Genomic DNA, 17,007 nt, shown 5'->3' on the forward strand with positions numbered 1-17,007 from the left:
TTGGTGTTTTCGAAATTTAATCATTAAAGGATTACCCTGTATATGCCATAATAACAAGACTAGTATTTTGACCACCAAAGCCAAATGAATTAGATAAAACCGCATTAACGCAAGCTTTACGGCTATAATTAGGAACAACATCCAAAGGGATAGTAGGATCTGGATCATCATAATTGATTGTAGGGGGAAGTATTCCCGATTGGATAGTTAAAAGTGAAAAGACAGCTTCTATAGTGCCAGCAGCAGTTAAAGTGTGTCCAATCATTGATTTATTGGAAGAAACGGGAATATGTTCTAAAATATCGCCAAATACTGTTGATAATGCTAGATATTCCATCTTTTCATTTTCAGGTGTGGAAGTTCCATGTGCATTGATATAATCAATTTCATTAATTGTTATTTGTGCATCAGCTAAGGCTTTACGGACTGCTTCAGTTGCTGGGGATGCATCGGGTTTTGAACGAGTACGGTGAAAATCATCTGCTGTTTCTCCACAACCTGCTAAAATCCCTAGAACTTTTGCTTTACGATTTAAAGCACTCTCAAGAGATTCAAGAATAAGAGCACCCGATCCTTCTGCCATGACAAAGCCATTTCGGTCACGGCTAAATGGTTTTGATGCCTTTTCTGCAGGATCATTATGGGTTGAAAGAGCAGATAATAAAGAAAAACGAATAAGGGATTCCGCTGAAACTGAACCGTCTGTAGCGATAATAAGTGCGCGATCTGTTTCTTCTCGTCGAATAGATTCCACACCTAATTGAATTGCTGTTGCACCAGATGCACAAGCGGTTGAAAGTGTAACAGGAAGTCCTTTTGTACCAAATGTTTTTTGAAGTTTTTCTGCAATTGCTCCAAATTGCGTTGTTTCAAAAAGTGCATGCTGAGGTTTACGGCTACACACTTCAAGAAGATGCGCATAAGAAGGTTCATCATTAGATGTCTCTTCTTGATCAAGAGCAAAACGAGCTTTCCACTCAAGTTCAACAGGGGGAGCTGCTAAGAATAATGGTCCATTAAAATTTGTTTTATCAAGATTGGCTTGCTCTAAAGCTTCTTCTGCTGCAAGATGTGCTAGTTTTTCAGAAAGAGCTGAAGCTCCAATTGTACTTTCTTGAAGAAAATCAACAGTTCCTGCAATAACTGTATTTAACCCTTCAACGGGAAAGCGTGTTATTTTATGAATACCACTAATGCCATTGATTAATTTTTGCCAGTTTTCTTGTTTGCCTTGCCCCAGTGATGTTACAATTCCTGCTCCAGTTATTGCTATAAGTGGACGTCCGAAATGATCGTTATATTCCGTCATAGAAATTCCTTTTAAACAGCAGCTAAGTGCACTATACCTTCAGCTCTTTTTATACCAACTGTAGTGGCTAATGCTTCACGTACTTCTCCAGAAAATGGTTTTTCATGAGCACTCAGTATTGGAAAGCTAAGCTTTTTCTCAACAGCAACTGCAGCTAATGCGAGCGCTAAAGGAAACTGTGCTTCTCGTAAGTAGCCAAATAATGTTGTCATACCACGGTAAGGTATATTAGCAGCGTCAAGTACACTTTGTTCCGCTTTTGTTGCTTCATGGGAACCTGAAGCACCTGAAATTGTAAAAGCAGATTTAGCCTTTATTGTTTTTAACATTGTAGCAATTGTGTCTTTAAGTGGAATTTTTGTCCTATTTGTTTGATCTGTGATGATTTGGCTGATTTCAGCATAAATACGGGCATTTCGTTTTTTTGCTTGTTCGCCGTTTTCAAGCACTAGAAAAATACCTGCAGAACCGGTTATTATTTCACTACCAAGAGAGTTTTTACGCTCCCAAACTGGTGACCACCCATTGCGTGCTAAGAGGCCTCCAAGCCCGTGAGCTAACAGCATATCATAGCTTTGAGCATTATAGGAGCTACCTACTAAAACGTGCGTACTCTGTCCTGCTCGAATTCGGGCAACAGCTACTTGCACAGCAGAAAGCCCACTACCTTCTTCTCCCATAAATGTACGAGAAGAACCCGTTACTTTATGAACAATTGAAATATTACCAGCTAAAAGATTGGATAGTTGTGCTAAAAATAAAGTTGGGCGAAGTTCAGTTGAAAGGACAGAATTAAGCATAGAAGCATGATCATCTGTTGTGCGTGCTTTAGCAAGGATTTGTGTATCAACAGCAATATCGCGTTCGCCTCCACTGGCTGCAACAATCATATCCATTGTTGATGTTAACTGTTCATTGTTTTTTATTCCCGCATCCTCAAGAGCAAGGCCAGCTGCATAGGTACCAAGACGCTGCCATGTTTCCATTTGTCGTTGGTCACTACGTTTGGGAATTTGTAAATTCCAATCGACTTCAGTTAATTTATGGACAGTGTAGGGTGAAAAACTCGTACAATCCAGATTTGGTGTGACTGTAGGATCGTTCAATTTTTTCCAATGGTAATCAACCCCTTCACCTAAGGAGCTTACCAGTCCTATACCAGTAATAAATACAGATTGATTCTGCATGATAAAAGAAATCAATTAGCCTGTTTTAAGGCAGTGAGTTCATCAATTTTTGCACAGAGGTTTTTAAGAACAAAATATTCTTCGGTTGCAACTGCACCTTCATTAATTTCTTGAGTCCACTGTTCTAATGGAATTTTAATTCCAAAAGCTTTATCAAGAGCAAAAACGATATCAAGAAAATCCAGACTGTCGATTCCTAAATCATCAATTGTATGGCTTTCAGGCGTAATCATGCTGCGATCGATTTCACTGATTTCCGCAATAACATCAGCAACTTTATCAAAAGTAGAGGGCAATGTATAATTCCTTATTATAGATTGATAGCTTCATAAAATATTTAAATATAACTCTATCTAGCTTTTTTTACCTAAAAAAAAAAGACTTAATCCAAAATGCAACTGTCTTTTCAATATGAAAAGTGAATTTGCAATGAATTAAGCCCCTCTTTTTGATTAGTTTATAAGAAGAAACGCTAAATTTTATCGTAAGACGAGGATTACTTATTTTTATTTGCCTTACTATGAGATTTTTTTCTATTTGCTGCAAGCACTGCCAGTGCTGTCATATTGACAACTCCTCGTGAAGTTACTGAAGGTGTGAGAATATGTACAGGACGTGCGGCTCCAATTAAAATAGGGCCCACATGGAGTGAATCTGTTAGATTTTTTACAATATTAAGTGTAATATTGGCCGCATCAAGTGTTGGAAAAACAAGCAAATTAGCTTCACCTTTAAGACGTGAATCAGGAAAAACACGGTCACGAAAAATTTGAGAAAGTGCTGAATCACCATGCATTTCTCCATCTGATTCCAAATCTGGGTATAACTGTGCCAAGATTTCAGCTGCACGACGCATTTTACGCGCACTTTCTGTATTTTTAGATCCAAAATTTGAATGCGATAATAACGCTACTTTTGGTATTATACCAAAAGCTTCAACTTCTTGTGCTGCTAAAACTGTCATTTCCACTATTTCTTCAGCGGAGGGATTTTCATTAACGTAAGTATCCGTTAGGAAAAGAGTACTATGTGGAGAGATGAGTAAACTGACAGAAGAAAAACGACTAACATTAGAATCAAGTCCAATAATTTGCTCGATTAATTGAAGATTACGTTCAAAACGTCCTTCTAAACCGCAAATCATTGCATCAGCTTCTTCACGCATAACTGCAAGGGCAGCAATAGCTGTTGTTGATGTTCTTACAATTGTTTTTGCAACTTCAGGTGATACACCACATCTACCTGTATAACGAAGCAATAAATTAACATAATCACGAAAACGTGGATCATCCTCTGGATTTGTGAGTTCAAAATCTACGCCGGGACGAATTCTTAAACCAAAGCGTTCTAATCTAGATTCCACTACATGTGGACGGCCAATAAGAAGAGGAATTGCAGTTTGTTCTTCAAGAACAATTTGTGCTGCACGAAGTACACGTTCATCTTCACCATTGGCATAAATTACACGTTTGCGTTTTGCTGTTTTTACAGTAGCAAAAACAGGTTTCATTGTTAGACCAGAGCGGTACACAAAGCGATTAAGGCTATCATAATAAGCAGCAATATCTTCAATTGGTCGAATTGCTACACCGGTTTCCATTGCTGCTTTGGCAACAGCAGGTGCAATACGCAGTATTAAGCGTGGATCAAAAGGAAAGGGGATAAGATAATCTGGACCAAAGTTAGATGTTTCTTTTGAATAAGCACGTGCTGCAATATCTGAAGATTCTTCACGGGCAAGGGCAGCAATAGCATGAACTGCCGCTACTTTCATTTCTTCATTAATTGCAGTGGCACCAACATCTAATGCACCACGGAAAATATAAGGAAAACAAAGGACATTATTGACTTGATTGGGATAATCAGAACGCCCTGTGCAGATCATGGCGTCTGGTCGCACAGCACACGCTTCTTCTGGCATGATTTCCGGTGTTGGGTTAGCGAGTGCTAAAATTAAAGGCTTTGGGGCCATTTTTTTGAGATATTCGGGTTTTAAAACACCACCTGCTGAAACACCTAAAAAAATGTCTGCATTATCAATAATCTCGGATAAAGTTCGTGCATCAGTTTTTTGCGCATAATTTATTTTCCAACGATCCATAAGTGTTTTGCGGCCTTCATAAACAACACCGTCTAAGTCACTAAGCCAAATATTTTCAACTTTTGCTCCAAGATGAACTAAAAGATTAAGACAAGCTAAAGCGGCAGCACCTGCACCTGAGGTAACTATTTTTACGTCTTCAATTTTTTTACCAGCAAGATGTAATCCATTTAATACGGCTGCAGAAACAATAATGGCAGTTCCATGTTGGTCATCATGGAAGACTGGGATATTCATTTTAGCACGAAGTTGCTCTTCGATTTCAAAGCATTCAGGAGCTTTGATATCTTCAAGATTGATACCACTAAATGTCGGTTCCAATGCAGATACGATTTCTACCATTTGCGCAATATCAGGTGCATCAAGTTCGATATCAAAAACATCAATATTTGCAAACTTTTTGAATAAAACAGCTTTTCCTTCCATGACAGGTTTAGAAGCAAGCGGGCCAATGTTTCCTAATCCTAAAACAGCTGTTCCATTTGATATAACAGCCACTAAATTGGAACGAGAAGTATATTGAGCTGCTAGGTTTGGATCTTTATGAATTGCAAGACATGGCGCAGCAACACCCGGAGAATAAGCAAGCGCTAAATCACGTTGATTACCAAGCGGTTTTGTTGCTTGTATTTTTAGTTTTCCAGGCTTTGGATATTGGTGGTAAAAAAGCGCTGCACTATCAAGTTCAGTTTGATGTGAACTGACATTGTTATTTGATTTTGTAGACATTTTTGTGATATCCAAGTTAATATTAGGGACATTGTCATTTATAATAAGATTAATGCTCGCTAAAAGATTTTGATTTTTCTAAATATAAAAAAGCATAAATGTGCGCAAATTCTTTTGAATTTTCAAACTAGTACACCAGATTAATTTATTTGCATTAATTAATAATTTCATTGACATTAGCATTATTATTTTTGCCTCCTTAACAAATTTTACAGCAATTGATCAGTTTGAAAAGGTCCTGATAAGATAGCGTTAGTGGTTACGTTACAAGTAGTTATATTTTTGTAATACTTACAAGAAATGATGCAAGCCTAATGTGCATACTGGAAGAAAGATCTAAATTTATGATTGATGTATAGAGGGATGCGAAGATATAAATACGCTTAACTATTTGTAAGATAACATAATTTAGCATTATTTTTATAATCATGAGAACAATTGCATTTTGGATGAGATTTGTCATAAATTTTTCATATTTTAAATTTTCCAATTCGCAACATGCAGGAGTGTCGTTATTAGCTAACAAAGATTCAAAGTAAATGTGTTGGAGTGGATATGCTTTGTTTGTCTTTTGTCCATATATTTGCAATAGTGTGCGTCATTTCTATATTCAATTAGCAATATTTATGTTGTTTATTTTAAGGTATGTTGTGGCGTTCATTTATAACCAATATATCTTCTTATTCCAGTGCATGTACACATACTTTTTTTGTTTTCTGCTTAAGTATAGTATAAACGGAGGCTCGTGATTTCTTTAATTCTAGTCCCGTGAAGTTGAAGTATATTTCTTTTATAAGCAAGCAACGATATTTTGAATCAATATTTACACTTTTTACTTACTAAGTATGCTTTAAAAAGAGTATTGGTAAGTTAAATGATAAAAGAACTGCTAGCGTATAATTGACGCAATGTAAAAGTTAACTATCTTTACGGTTAAAATTTATTAATATTATTCATAATATTGTAATAAATTCGTCATGATGGTGATTAATTAATGCAACTGAAAAAAGGGAAAAAGTTATTCTTTTTCCCTTTTTATTATTTTATTGAATTCGTCCGCTTGCATGGGCAAGTATAGTATAAACTTTTCCGGTATCTGAAATTAAATATTGTCGTGCTGCATGGGTATTTCCAGAATTACAGGATACATCACGTAATAGTTTTTCAAAATCTGCAATGTATTGATTGACTGAGTCTTTAAAATTAATATCACTTATATATTTTTGCTTAATTATTTCAAATATCATTTTCCCATTCGAAGTGTAAAGCTGCTCGGTTATGATATTTTTTTGTCCACGCCGATAACGACTCCATAACTCCACAATAGCGTTGTGATTAATAGCTTTTAAAATACTCGTTGCTAATGAATTAAGAGATCCATTCGCAGGATGAGATTTTGTTTGTACTGATGAAGAAATTGGACTGTTATTGGTACTTTCAGGCTGTGTTTTTTCACATGAAGCTCCTGCCAACAGATCTGATACCCATCTGTTTTGATTTGGTTTGCTTTGTTCTTGCGACCAAATAGGCTTTGGGGGCACTATCTTCTTTGTAGTTTCAGCAGAAGTACTATTGGTCCTATTTGATGTTAATGGTGTAGGCGCGGCTGACATAAATTGCTTTTTTTTGTTATTTTTGTCATCGTTTTGTACAACATTTGCCAAGTCCTTTAATGCTGTAATTTGTTCATTCAGAGTGTAACGGACTGTTTGTATTGTTTCTTTTGTTTGTGCTGGTAGTTTTTGAATATTCTCATTAATATCATTATTAACTTTTAAAAGTTCTAAACGAATTTCATCAGCTGATTTGCGTATATCTTCTACAGCTCCTGAAAAACGTACTGAAACTTCGTTAGTAAGTTGATTAAGCGTTTGCTCCAGTAATTGCTTAGAATTACGTGTATTTTCATCAGTGCGTTTAAGTGCTAAACTGAGAGCATCTTCATAATGTTTGATAAGTTGATTAATCTCATTAGACTTTGAAATAAGAGTATTGCTCAACGTAGATAGCGCATCTTGCTTTTCTTCGAGTGTCACACTCAGTGTGTTTTCTGATTGTTCAAGCATATGAATGGTGTCAGAAAGTGCTTGAGCATGTTCACTGAAATTTGTTATTATATGGCTAATTTTATCAAATGTATTTTGCATAAACCCTTGCAAAGCTTCCATATTATTATTGAGTGATTGACCTGAAGTTGATAAATGCTCTGCTGCTTGGTTAGTGTTTTGGAAGAAATTATTTGTTGTTTCATTAAACTGAGTATCAATATTTTGAACTGTTGATATCAAAATATTACTATTTTCGTGAATATTATAAATTGATTGATTTAATTGTTCAAGGATTGCCGAGATATTATTGATAAAGTCTTCCTTCATAGTAGTTATGGTTTGAATAGTTTCAGAATTTGTCTGTGCAAAAGTATTCATCAATGCTTCATTTTGTGCATAAATTCTTTGTTCGGCATCTTGTGATGAGAGAGCAAGTTGTTCACTGATGTGCTGCGTTAAATTACCAAATGATTCAGTTGTATTTTGAGCAGTTTGATTTAAATAATCTGTTAATTCTGTTAAGTGTTCAACATATCCTGAAACTTGAGAAGTTGTTTGATTATTTATTTCTTCTAAACGATTACTTACATCAGACAACCGATATCCTAAATTATTTTTGAGCTCCTGCATGGATTGATAAAGAACATTGGAGCGTTCATTAAGTAATTGTTCAATGGCTGTTGTTGAAGAATAAATTGCTTCATTAAACAATGTTTGTACATTATTGCCTGCTATTGTAAAGGATTCTGCAGTATAAGCTGTCTGCTCTTCTAGAACAGAGAGAATTTTTTCGCTGGTATTATGAATTGTTTGTTCAACGTTTGAGGCAATACGATTACCAGATTCAAAAATAATATTTTCCGCTTTTGTAGTAACATCACTAACAGATGAAACAAACTGGTTACCGGCAGAAAGAATAGAGGTTTCTGATTTTTCTGCTTGATTAGCCATTATTAACGCCGCTTGCTGAGAAGCGTTGACAAGCTTTTCTTGTGCTTTATTTGTTTCATTATCTAATGATGAAAGCATTTGTTCACTGGTAGAGGTAAGGATATCAGACGCTTCCATGAGCTTATCGTGTAGACTACCTGTAACCGTATTAACGGAATTCTCTAATGTACCGCATATATTATCTACATTTGTTTCCAGCGCTTGTTTGACTGCTTGGGCATGTTCATTATTGAGGGCAATAGATGTTTTTAAGGTGTTAGAGCGTTCTTCAAATACAGATGTTTGTTCCTTAATAGTTTCACATATTTGGCCTACTTTTTCAGATAATGTTTCTTCTAACGTAGTTACACATTCAAAGATTTGACCTGCTCTATTTTCTAGATTTTCGTCGAACGACTCTATACGATTTTCAAAGGTTTCAAACAATGTCTCATTAGATTGAGAGAGAGTATCCTTTAAAATTTCAGTATGATTTTCGAGGTTTTTGATGTGGTTTTGGACAGCTTCGGTGATGGTTTTATTGTTACTGTCAATAACATTTTCAACCAAGTTCATTTGCTGTTTTAAGGCTGTATCAATGTGTATATCACTTTTTGTGATGATATGATGGATTGTTTCCATACGTTGCTCGATCGTGCGAGTTTGATCTGCAAGAACTTCGTTAAGAGAAAAACTATTGGTAGCCAAAGAATCGCGCAAAGCTTCAGCACGTATATCAATATTTTTAGCTTGCATTTCTAAAGCATCTTGAGTTGTTTGGCAGCTTTGCGTAATGGTTTCTTGCAGTTTTTCTGTGCAGTGTGCTATAGCGGACAAATAATTTTCTGCGTGCTGATCAATAATTTGAATATTATCAGTTAAAGTTCTTTCAATGGATGAAACATTTTGGGTTAATTCATCAATTTGATTTCTCAATGTATCAGCAATTTTATCCTTTTCGCTGATGAGCATATTTTCCATTATATCTCTTTGATCAGCAATCTGTAATTTAAAGTCTTGTGAACGTTCCTTTATAATATTAACAATTGCATCATCAACATTTTGGATTTCTTCTCTCAAAAGTTTTTTGCTTTCGTCGATTGCAGAAAGAACATTATCACGACCGTTCGTAAATACATTGGCAATATCAGCAGTTCTTTCTTGAAGATTTGCATTAATTTGCAAGGTGTGAGCTTCCAAAAATCCACCAAGTTTTTCAACGTTATCTTTTAAGATTTGACTACGAGAAATAAAGGATTCAATGATAGAATCACCATGCTCTTTAAGAGATAAATCAGCATTTGCTAAACGGTTTTCAAAAGCTTCAAGTGCTTGTGCAGTGATATTATCGAATGTAGAAGAGATTTTATAAGCCTGTTCGTCAAGCTGTATAATTTTTTCATCCAAATTCTGCAATGATTGATTATAGCGATCAACAATTACTGTATCGACAGTTTTAAATTTTTCATCAATACTGGAGAGAGTTTGATCTGTTGCAGCTTGTATGTTCTCCACAATTTTAGCGATATGCATTTCAGCTTTAACAGTTGTTTCATTAAAGGTTTTTTCTAATTGCTTTTCATTATTATCAAAGCGTTTTGAAAAATCATCAAAGTTTTTTCCTAATTCATCGAAAAACTCTGTGTTTTTTTGCTGAATGTGTACCGTTGTTTCGTTAAATTTTTCAACAAGCTGTTTTGTTATACCATCTCCTGCATAGGAAAGTTTCGTAACAAGATCTTCACCCTGTTTTTCTAAAGTTAGAGAAAGAGTTTGCGTAAGTTTGTCAATATTGGTTGAAATTTTAGATGCAACTAAATCAAATTCATCACTCAGCTGTTCTTGTGTTCCTTTAATTGTTGACTGTACACGGTTGGCATGATTCAAAATTGCCATGCGTTCATTATTTAATTCTTCTATTAATTTGTGAATCCGCGATTCATTTTCTGCATAAGCCTGTTCAAGGTTATGAACTTCACTTTGTATAATAGCTTCAAGTTCAACAGCACGCCCAAGAGTACGCTCGATTCCTTCATTCATTGCAGCTACTTCTTTACAAATGGTCTCTCCTATAGCAATAGCTTGCTTTTCAGATATGTGCTGCGGTTCGTTAAGTTGTTGTGCTGCATGTGTTATAAGAACAGCAATATTGCGTAATTCAGTTGAACGTTTTGTCAGCTGAGCAAAACCCCAAGACATGAGAATAGGAATCATAGTCCCTGCGGTTACAATAAACCCAGTAGGTGATGTAATAAAGGCAGTAATGTTTGCTAAAGAATTTAATCCAACAGGAGCTAATTTATAGGCAATAAAAGCCCCCCCCGTTGCCCACAAAGCACTAAGTGCTGTTGTACTCCAATAAATCCGAGAGATAGAGTTTTGTTTTAATGACCCCAAATTTAAAGGCTCTATTATATCGTCATTAGCGGGGAGGGGCTTTGTAGCTAATAACGTGTCACGCACAGTTCCACCGGAAAGCTCATCTATAGGTTTTTGTCCAAAAAGTTGTTCAGCAACAGATTCATCAATAACAACGTCATCATGAACATTAGAGGTAAGAGTAGAAGCACTGTTTTCAGAAAGAAGTTCTTCTTCTGCTATTACAATTTTTTGAGTCAAATCATCCACATGAATAGGGTTTGAAGGATCATTTAATGATATTGTTTCAATTATCGAATCATCAAGGTTAAAATCCATTACTTTGTCGAGGGCTTCTTCAAATTCGACTTCAAATGCGTGTAATTTGGTTCTACGTGCCATACTTGCCTCATACTTTTACAGATGGAAAAGAAATACGCCCCTTTCCAGTTACTTCTAATATATTAACTGTTAATTATTTAGAAAGGAATATGTATGAGGTAAAAGTTTTACAACTTATTAAGATAGGGTTAACACGGATTTTGTTGCTTATTCAAAAATTCTGGAAAATTTATAAAAAACAATACAGTACAAAATTATGTCTGAGATAAAATTTGTTGATTGTTCATTCTAATAACCAATATTATAAGCTTAATATGTTTGATGAAATAGTTGAATAAGCATTTCAATTACATATGATGCTTTGAAGGTTTTTGCAAAATATACTAGTTCTTGTAGGCGCATAACCACTCATGTTTAAATTGAGGCAAAATAATCATGCTATAACAAAATTTAAACAAAATAATTAATTATATAACAAATAATTGAATATGTGTTTTTTTTAGCACCATGCTAAAGTTATTTCATGAATGAGCAGGTAATGAGCTGCGCTGAACGATAAAATATATACTTTATAATAGAAACAAATAAACAGCCTATAATAGTGATAAATTAGTTGAATATATTAAGAAACAGATGAAAAATTAATGGGATAAATACTAGACCAAAACATTACATTTTTTAGCTATTTTATCCATTCCAATATAGCATGTGCAATAATCTATGTTGAGTTTGTCATGTTATTAAAGGCATTTTTCCACGTCATTATAAATTTTGTTACTAGAGTTGCAAAATTTGCTAATAGTAACAAGATTTGATGATCTAATTCTCTACAAGAAGGCACCTCTTTGTTATGCCTTTAAATTATAGTATATTGGCTGATATTTGGTATTTTGTATTGAATGGGCACTAAAGCCTAGTCAGTAGATATATGACGAATACCATTATGTAGAAAATATTATATATGTTGATGCCTTTTGTACAAAAAAAATTGTTTTTAGATATAGTAATCAGTAAAAAACGGAAGTTTAAAAGTTTTTATATTTGATTTCTGATCTTATTAAGAGTGCTGTTCATTACTTACACGTAATAGATTATTTTTCCAATATTAAACGGAATTTTTCCGGATTTTTAATGCTGATACATTGACAATTTGTTATTTTTTAGTCGATATGAAACAGTGGGTATTTTTACGATTCGCAGCAAAGGTGTAAAATATGGTAGAACGATCACAACACCTGCAAGATGTATTTTTAAATACAGTTCGTAAGCAAAAAATTTCTCTTACAATTTTTCTTGTGAATGGTGTTAAGTTGACAGGTGTTGTAACATCATTTGATAATTTTTGTGTTCTTTTGCGCCGAGATGGACATGCGCAATTGGTTTACAAACACGCTATTTCGACGATTATGCCGGGCCAATCTGTACAAATGTTTGAAGGTGAGGGGTCTGAATAGATAGGGCTGTTATCTTTAGATTTTTTGCTCTTTTTTTTATATTACCTTGAATTGTTATGATGGATACAAATAAAAGATCTGGGAAATTGATTTCACAGGTTGCAGAGCAGGTACGCGCTGTTATTTTTTTACCGTTTTTTCCCGTAAACAAGAATGAAATAGTTTTAAGTGAGCGTTCAATAGATTCTCGGATAAAAGAAGCATTAGGATTAGCACACGCTATTGAGTTAGATATTATCCATTATGAAACCGTTAATATTAGTACACCACACCCTTCGACTTTGTTTGGGGTAGGCAAAGTGGGTGCATTTGCTGATTATATAAGTGAGAATCATATTGCACTTGCAGTTGTGGATCATGTTCTCACACCAGTGCAGCAACGTAATTTGGAAAAATTATGGAGTTGTAAGGTTATTGATAGAACGGGTTTGATTCTTGAAATTTTTGGTCGTCGTGCACGAACAAAAGAGGGAAAATTGCAAGTCGAATTGGCACATTTATCTTATCAAAAAAGCAGACTTGTCCGAAGTTGGACACACTTGGAAAGACAACGCGGTGGTAGTGGTTTTTTGGGAGGACCTGGTGAAACTCAAATTGAATCGGATAGACGCCTTCTACAAGATAAAATCACTCGTATTCGTCGTGAATTAAAAAATGTTGTTAAAACACGTGCTCTTCATCGAGCTAAAAGAAAAAAGACGTCTCATCCTGTTGTTGCTTTAGTAGGATATACTAATGCGGGAAAATCAACACTTTTTAATCGCTTAAGTGATGCAGGTGTATTAACAAAGGATATGTTGTTTGCAACGCTTGATCCGACTTTACGCAAAGTTATTCTCCCTCATGGGCAAACTATTTTTTTATCTGATACTGTAGGTTTTATCTCTAATTTACCAACGCATTTGATTGCGGCTTTTAAGGCAACTCTCGAGGAAGTAATTGAAGCTGATTTAATTATCCACGTAAAAGATATATCAGATCCTGATCATCGTGCTCAGGCTCAAGATGTATTAGAAATACTTTCAAGTTTAGGTGTTAATATTGGTAATACAGATCACATCGTGGAAGTTTGGAATAAAGCTGATATGTTGGATGAGCATACATTGAATGTTTTGCAAACAAGTGCAAGAACATTGTTAAATCCTGCATTAATGATATCAGCACGCACTGGGGAGGAATTAAATCAATTGTTAATAATAATTGAAAGGCGGCTTTCTGGAGAAATGCAAAGCGTTAAATTGGTTTTAAGGCCTGATGAGATGCGGCTTATTGATTGGTTTTATAAAAATTCTGGTAAGATAGAACAGGAAAGTCATGATGATGGTTCTGTTACTATTCGAGCACTCCTTACTTATGAAGCAAAGAAACGGTTAGATCATATTAAAAAATATATATAAACACTTCTTTTAAGCTATGACCTCAGCAAAACTTTTTTATCTTTACGTTTTTCTAATCCAAAAATAACATAGCTTTAAATAATATAGCTTTGAGTTAAGAGGATAGTTACTCCTTTCTCTTAAATAGAAAACGTGAAATATTTTGTTGGTTGAAATAAGATGAATTTTGAGCGTGATAAGAGATTGTTAATGCGCATAATACCGCAAAACGCTTTAATTGTTTTTTTCTCGGCAATATTATGCGCATTTTTGATTTGGTTATATTATTTTGTTCAGCCACGGTCCTACCAAGCGACCTTAACATTTACGTTATCTGATTCTGTTGGAATCCCATTACCAAGTGATGAACAAGATAGTATTATTGCATTACTATTTGCCCAACCTATTTTTTTTAATAATTCAAATGCACAAAGATTTTTTCCTTATGATGTACATAAGAAAAAACTTCATGAAAATATTCGGTTTTCTCGTGATGATGATCTGATCAAGCTTGCTTTTGAGGCAAAAACTGCTGAAGATGCCCAAAAAGGGTTAGAAAGTTGGTTTTCTGCTTTTTCAGACACAGTCATTAAACGAAATCAAAAATTATTGTCGATAGGAAAAAAAGCTGATCAACAATATGATAATACTGCAATATTAAATATACTACAGACATTTCGCTCATCTACTAATTCTTCCATTCATCATGAAGCAAAACAGGCTGAACTTAATAATCTTTATGCAAAATTAACAGATGCAACTTTAAGGCGTATTCATTTAACAATTTTAAATTCGACCATTAAAATGATGCGTAAAAATGGTCAGTCTTTATTGTCTTTGTCATTTATTGCAAATAATCCAGCTATTGTTGCATTAGAAGCTAAAATTAATCTTTTGGAAACACAGAAAGCTCATATGGCTGCCCAATTAGGTTGGGAACATCCTCAAATCAAAGCGATGATTGCGGAATCAAAAGCACTTTCTACCCAGTTAGAAGATAAAATTTTGCAGATTACTAATCAAATTCATTCAGATGAGACTGTCGCAAAAAATTTTGAAATACAGCTAAGAGAAAAAATTAGAATTTTTGTAAAAGATCAATCTCAGTCTTTCAATCAAATGTTAAATGAACTGGAAAGTAAAGTAAAAGTAGTGATAGATGAGCAAAATAAAGAGATGAACCTTCATACTCCTTTATTACAAAATGCAAAGATTCATATAATTGTTCCAATAGCAGTGGCTCCTGTTTCTTTTATGGTTCTTTATGGTAAAAATGTTCTTGTGAGTATATTAGCAAGTTTAATAGCTTTTTTAGTGGGGTTATTATTATTTCAAAGATATTCTGGAACAAAAAAAACTCAATCGGAAGAAGATTTAGAAAGCAGCAGAAATGCTTTATTGCCTAAAGTGATAGAAAATTCTGAAACTTTTATGACAATAGAGGGATTATCGGTTTTTTTAAAATTACGTTCTTCGATGGTTGTTTCAATAATTGGGGCACAGGCTGCTCGGATGGCGGCAAAATTATCTCTTTATCTTGTAAAAGAGAAAAAAACAGTTTTGCTGGTAGATGTTTCTGGTCAACAAATAGAAAAAATAATTGGTCCACATCGAGGATTGAGTGATGTATTAACTGGTGATGCGCAGTTACAAGATGTTATTTATCGCGATTACGATACGGGAGTTGATATTCTTCCACAAGGGTTGGTGAGTGCTGTTCGTGCTCAGGATTTTTCAAATGATATTCCTCGTCTATTAGAAGAATTTAAAAAAAATTATGATTTAATCATTTTAGAAATAACTAGCGAACCCAAATACGGGTCTGAGCAAATTGCGCAATCGACAGATTATTATATTTGTAATGCTACTCTTGATAAGTATAACTGGATAGTGCAGATGATATCCAGATTTCCAAAAACTGTTTGTCGTGTTAATTCGTATTGAACATTGGCAAAATAGGCATGGTAATCACATATTATAGCATAAGAACTTTCTTTTTGCATAGCATTACTAAATCTTATAAAAACAATTTAGATTTAATTTTTAGATTTAAGAAATATTTGCAGTTGAAGACAAACTAAAGGAAACTCAAAATGGCAATAGAGAAATTGAATGATATAGCTTTGACATCACTGCAAAAACAAAATCGAAAACAGATTCAAGTGTGGCTTTATGCCATTTTATTGCTTTGTTTGGCAATTGTTTTAGTGGGAGGAGCTACCCGTTTGACGGGATCAGGATTATCTATAACTGAATGGAAACCAATTCATGGTGTAATTCCACCAATTGGTATAGATCAGTGGCAGGAAGAATTTTTGAAATATCAACAAATAGCGCAATATAAGTTGCTTAATCGCGATATGACATTAAGTGCATTTAAGATTATTTTCTGGTGGGAGTGGGGGCATCGTGTTCTTGGTCGTCTTGTTGGTCTTGTAGCTTTATTGGGCTTGATTTGGTTTTGGATTACCAAACGTATTGAAAGAGGTATTTTGTGCCAACTTATTGTTGTGCCAATTCTTATCGCTATTCAAGGTGTTATTGGTTGGTGGATGGTAGCATCAGGGCTTGGCCAAAGTGATTTGACAAGTGTCAGTCAATATCGTTTGGCAATTCATCTCATGGCAGCATGTTTTGTTATTATTTTTGTCACTTATTTATCTCGAGGTCTTACAGAATGTACAGAGAAACCAGCAACGCAGGCAGTTCAATGTTTTGCAGGTTGGCTTGTTTTTCTTGTTTTAATTGAGATTTATTTTGGTGCTTTGGTTGCAGGTCTTCATGCAGGTAAAGTCTATAATACATGGCCATTGATGGATGGTCAGATTATTCCTGACGGTTTACTGAATTATGATCCAATTTGGATTAATTTATTTGAAAATCCTTTGACAGTTCAATTTGTTCACCGTTGTTTTGCTTATTTTTTATTTATTATAGCACTTGTTCACGCTTTCTATGTACGAAAAAACATTCCACATTCAGCTCATGCTCGCCGTGCGTTTTTTTTATGCATTGCCATAGTTGTTCAAGCGCTTTTTGGCATTATTACATTATTAAATGAAGTCCCCTTAGGTTGGGGAGTACTTCATCAAGGTGTTGCGTTAGTTATATTGTATTTTTCAGTTTTACATTGGCGGGCAACAAAGGGAGCATATCGCGTTATTGAATAAAGA

At 34.6% G+C, this 17,007-nt stretch carries 9 protein-coding genes; 4 read left to right on the forward strand and 5 right to left on the reverse strand.

Annotated elements, in window-relative coordinates; genetic code table 11:
* Positions 1-31 precede the first annotated feature (31 nt).
* From ME3_RS05020 to ME3_RS05040, 5 genes are all read right to left on the reverse strand, one after another.
* Positions 32-1,309 (reverse strand): beta-ketoacyl-ACP synthase, encoded by a 1,278-nt coding sequence (locus tag ME3_RS05020; protein ID WP_007477679.1) that lies wholly within the window; start codon positions 1,307-1,309, stop codon positions 32-34.
* A gap of 11 nt (positions 1,310-1,320) precedes the next feature.
* The gene (locus tag ME3_RS05025) at positions 1,321-2,496 is read right to left on the reverse strand and encodes a beta-ketoacyl-ACP synthase (RefSeq protein WP_007477681.1); all 1,176 of its coding nucleotides are present in this window, start codon (positions 2,494-2,496) and stop codon (positions 1,321-1,323) included.
* Positions 2,497-2,507: 11 nt separating this feature from the next.
* The gene (locus ME3_RS05030) at positions 2,508-2,792 is read right to left on the reverse strand and encodes an acyl carrier protein (protein ID WP_007477683.1); all 285 of its coding nucleotides are present in this window, start codon (positions 2,790-2,792) and stop codon (positions 2,508-2,510) included.
* A 200-nt stretch (positions 2,793-2,992) separates the two neighbouring features.
* Entirely contained in the window at positions 2,993-5,326 is a 2,334-nt protein-coding gene (locus ME3_RS05035) for an NADP-dependent malic enzyme (RefSeq protein WP_007477685.1), read from the reverse strand.
* 1,043 nt (positions 5,327-6,369) lie between these two features.
* Complete coding sequence (locus ME3_RS05040; RefSeq protein ID WP_007477687.1) at positions 6,370-11,064, reverse strand: rhoptry family protein; 4,695 nt, start codon at positions 11,062-11,064, stop codon at positions 6,370-6,372.
* 1,154 nt (positions 11,065-12,218) lie between these two features.
* On the opposite strand from ME3_RS05040, the gene hfq reads away from it, so the two are divergent.
* From hfq to ME3_RS05060, 4 genes are all read left to right on the forward strand, one after another.
* Positions 12,219-12,458, forward strand: coding sequence for an RNA chaperone Hfq (gene hfq / locus ME3_RS05045; RefSeq protein ID WP_007477688.1), 240 nt, complete (start codon positions 12,219-12,221; stop codon positions 12,456-12,458).
* 56 nt (positions 12,459-12,514) lie between these two features.
* Complete coding sequence (gene hflX, locus ME3_RS05050; RefSeq protein WP_007477689.1) at positions 12,515-13,855, forward strand: GTPase HflX; 1,341 nt, start codon at positions 12,515-12,517, stop codon at positions 13,853-13,855.
* A 189-nt stretch (positions 13,856-14,044) separates the two neighbouring features.
* Complete coding sequence (locus ME3_RS05055) at positions 14,045-15,778, forward strand: GumC domain-containing protein (RefSeq protein WP_007477690.1); 1,734 nt, start codon at positions 14,045-14,047, stop codon at positions 15,776-15,778.
* 149 nt (positions 15,779-15,927) lie between these two features.
* Complete coding sequence (locus tag ME3_RS05060; protein WP_007477691.1) at positions 15,928-17,004, forward strand: COX15/CtaA family protein; 1,077 nt, start codon at positions 15,928-15,930, stop codon at positions 17,002-17,004.
* Positions 17,005-17,007: the final 3 nt, after the last annotated feature.

Origin of the sequence: Bartonella melophagi K-2C (assembly GCF_000278255.1) — a bacterium.
In the GTDB taxonomy this organism is placed as follows: domain Bacteria; phylum Pseudomonadota; class Alphaproteobacteria; order Rhizobiales; family Rhizobiaceae; genus Bartonella; species Bartonella melophagi.

Excerpts from the sequence above, each read along its gene's own strand:
- ME3_RS05020 (WP_007477679.1), bottom strand. The coding sequence starts at position 1,309 with ATGACGGAATATAACGATCATTTCGGACGTCCACTTATAGCAATAACT.
- ME3_RS05025 (WP_007477681.1), bottom strand. The coding sequence starts at position 2,496 with ATGCAGAATCAATCTGTATTTATTACTGGTATAGGACTGGTAAGCTCC.
- ME3_RS05035 (WP_007477685.1), bottom strand. The coding sequence starts at position 5,326 with ATGTCTACAAAATCAAATAACAATGTCAGTTCACATCAAACTGAACTT.
- ME3_RS05040 (WP_007477687.1), bottom strand. The coding sequence starts at position 11,064 with ATGGCACGTAGAACCAAATTACACGCATTTGAAGTCGAATTTGAAGAA.
- hfq (WP_007477688.1), top strand. The coding sequence starts at position 12,219 with ATGGTAGAACGATCACAACACCTGCAAGATGTATTTTTAAATACAGTT.
- hflX (WP_007477689.1), top strand. The coding sequence starts at position 12,515 with ATGATGGATACAAATAAAAGATCTGGGAAATTGATTTCACAGGTTGCA.
- ME3_RS05055 (WP_007477690.1), top strand. The coding sequence starts at position 14,045 with ATGCGCATAATACCGCAAAACGCTTTAATTGTTTTTTTCTCGGCAATA.
- ME3_RS05060 (WP_007477691.1), top strand. The coding sequence starts at position 15,928 with ATGGCAATAGAGAAATTGAATGATATAGCTTTGACATCACTGCAAAAA.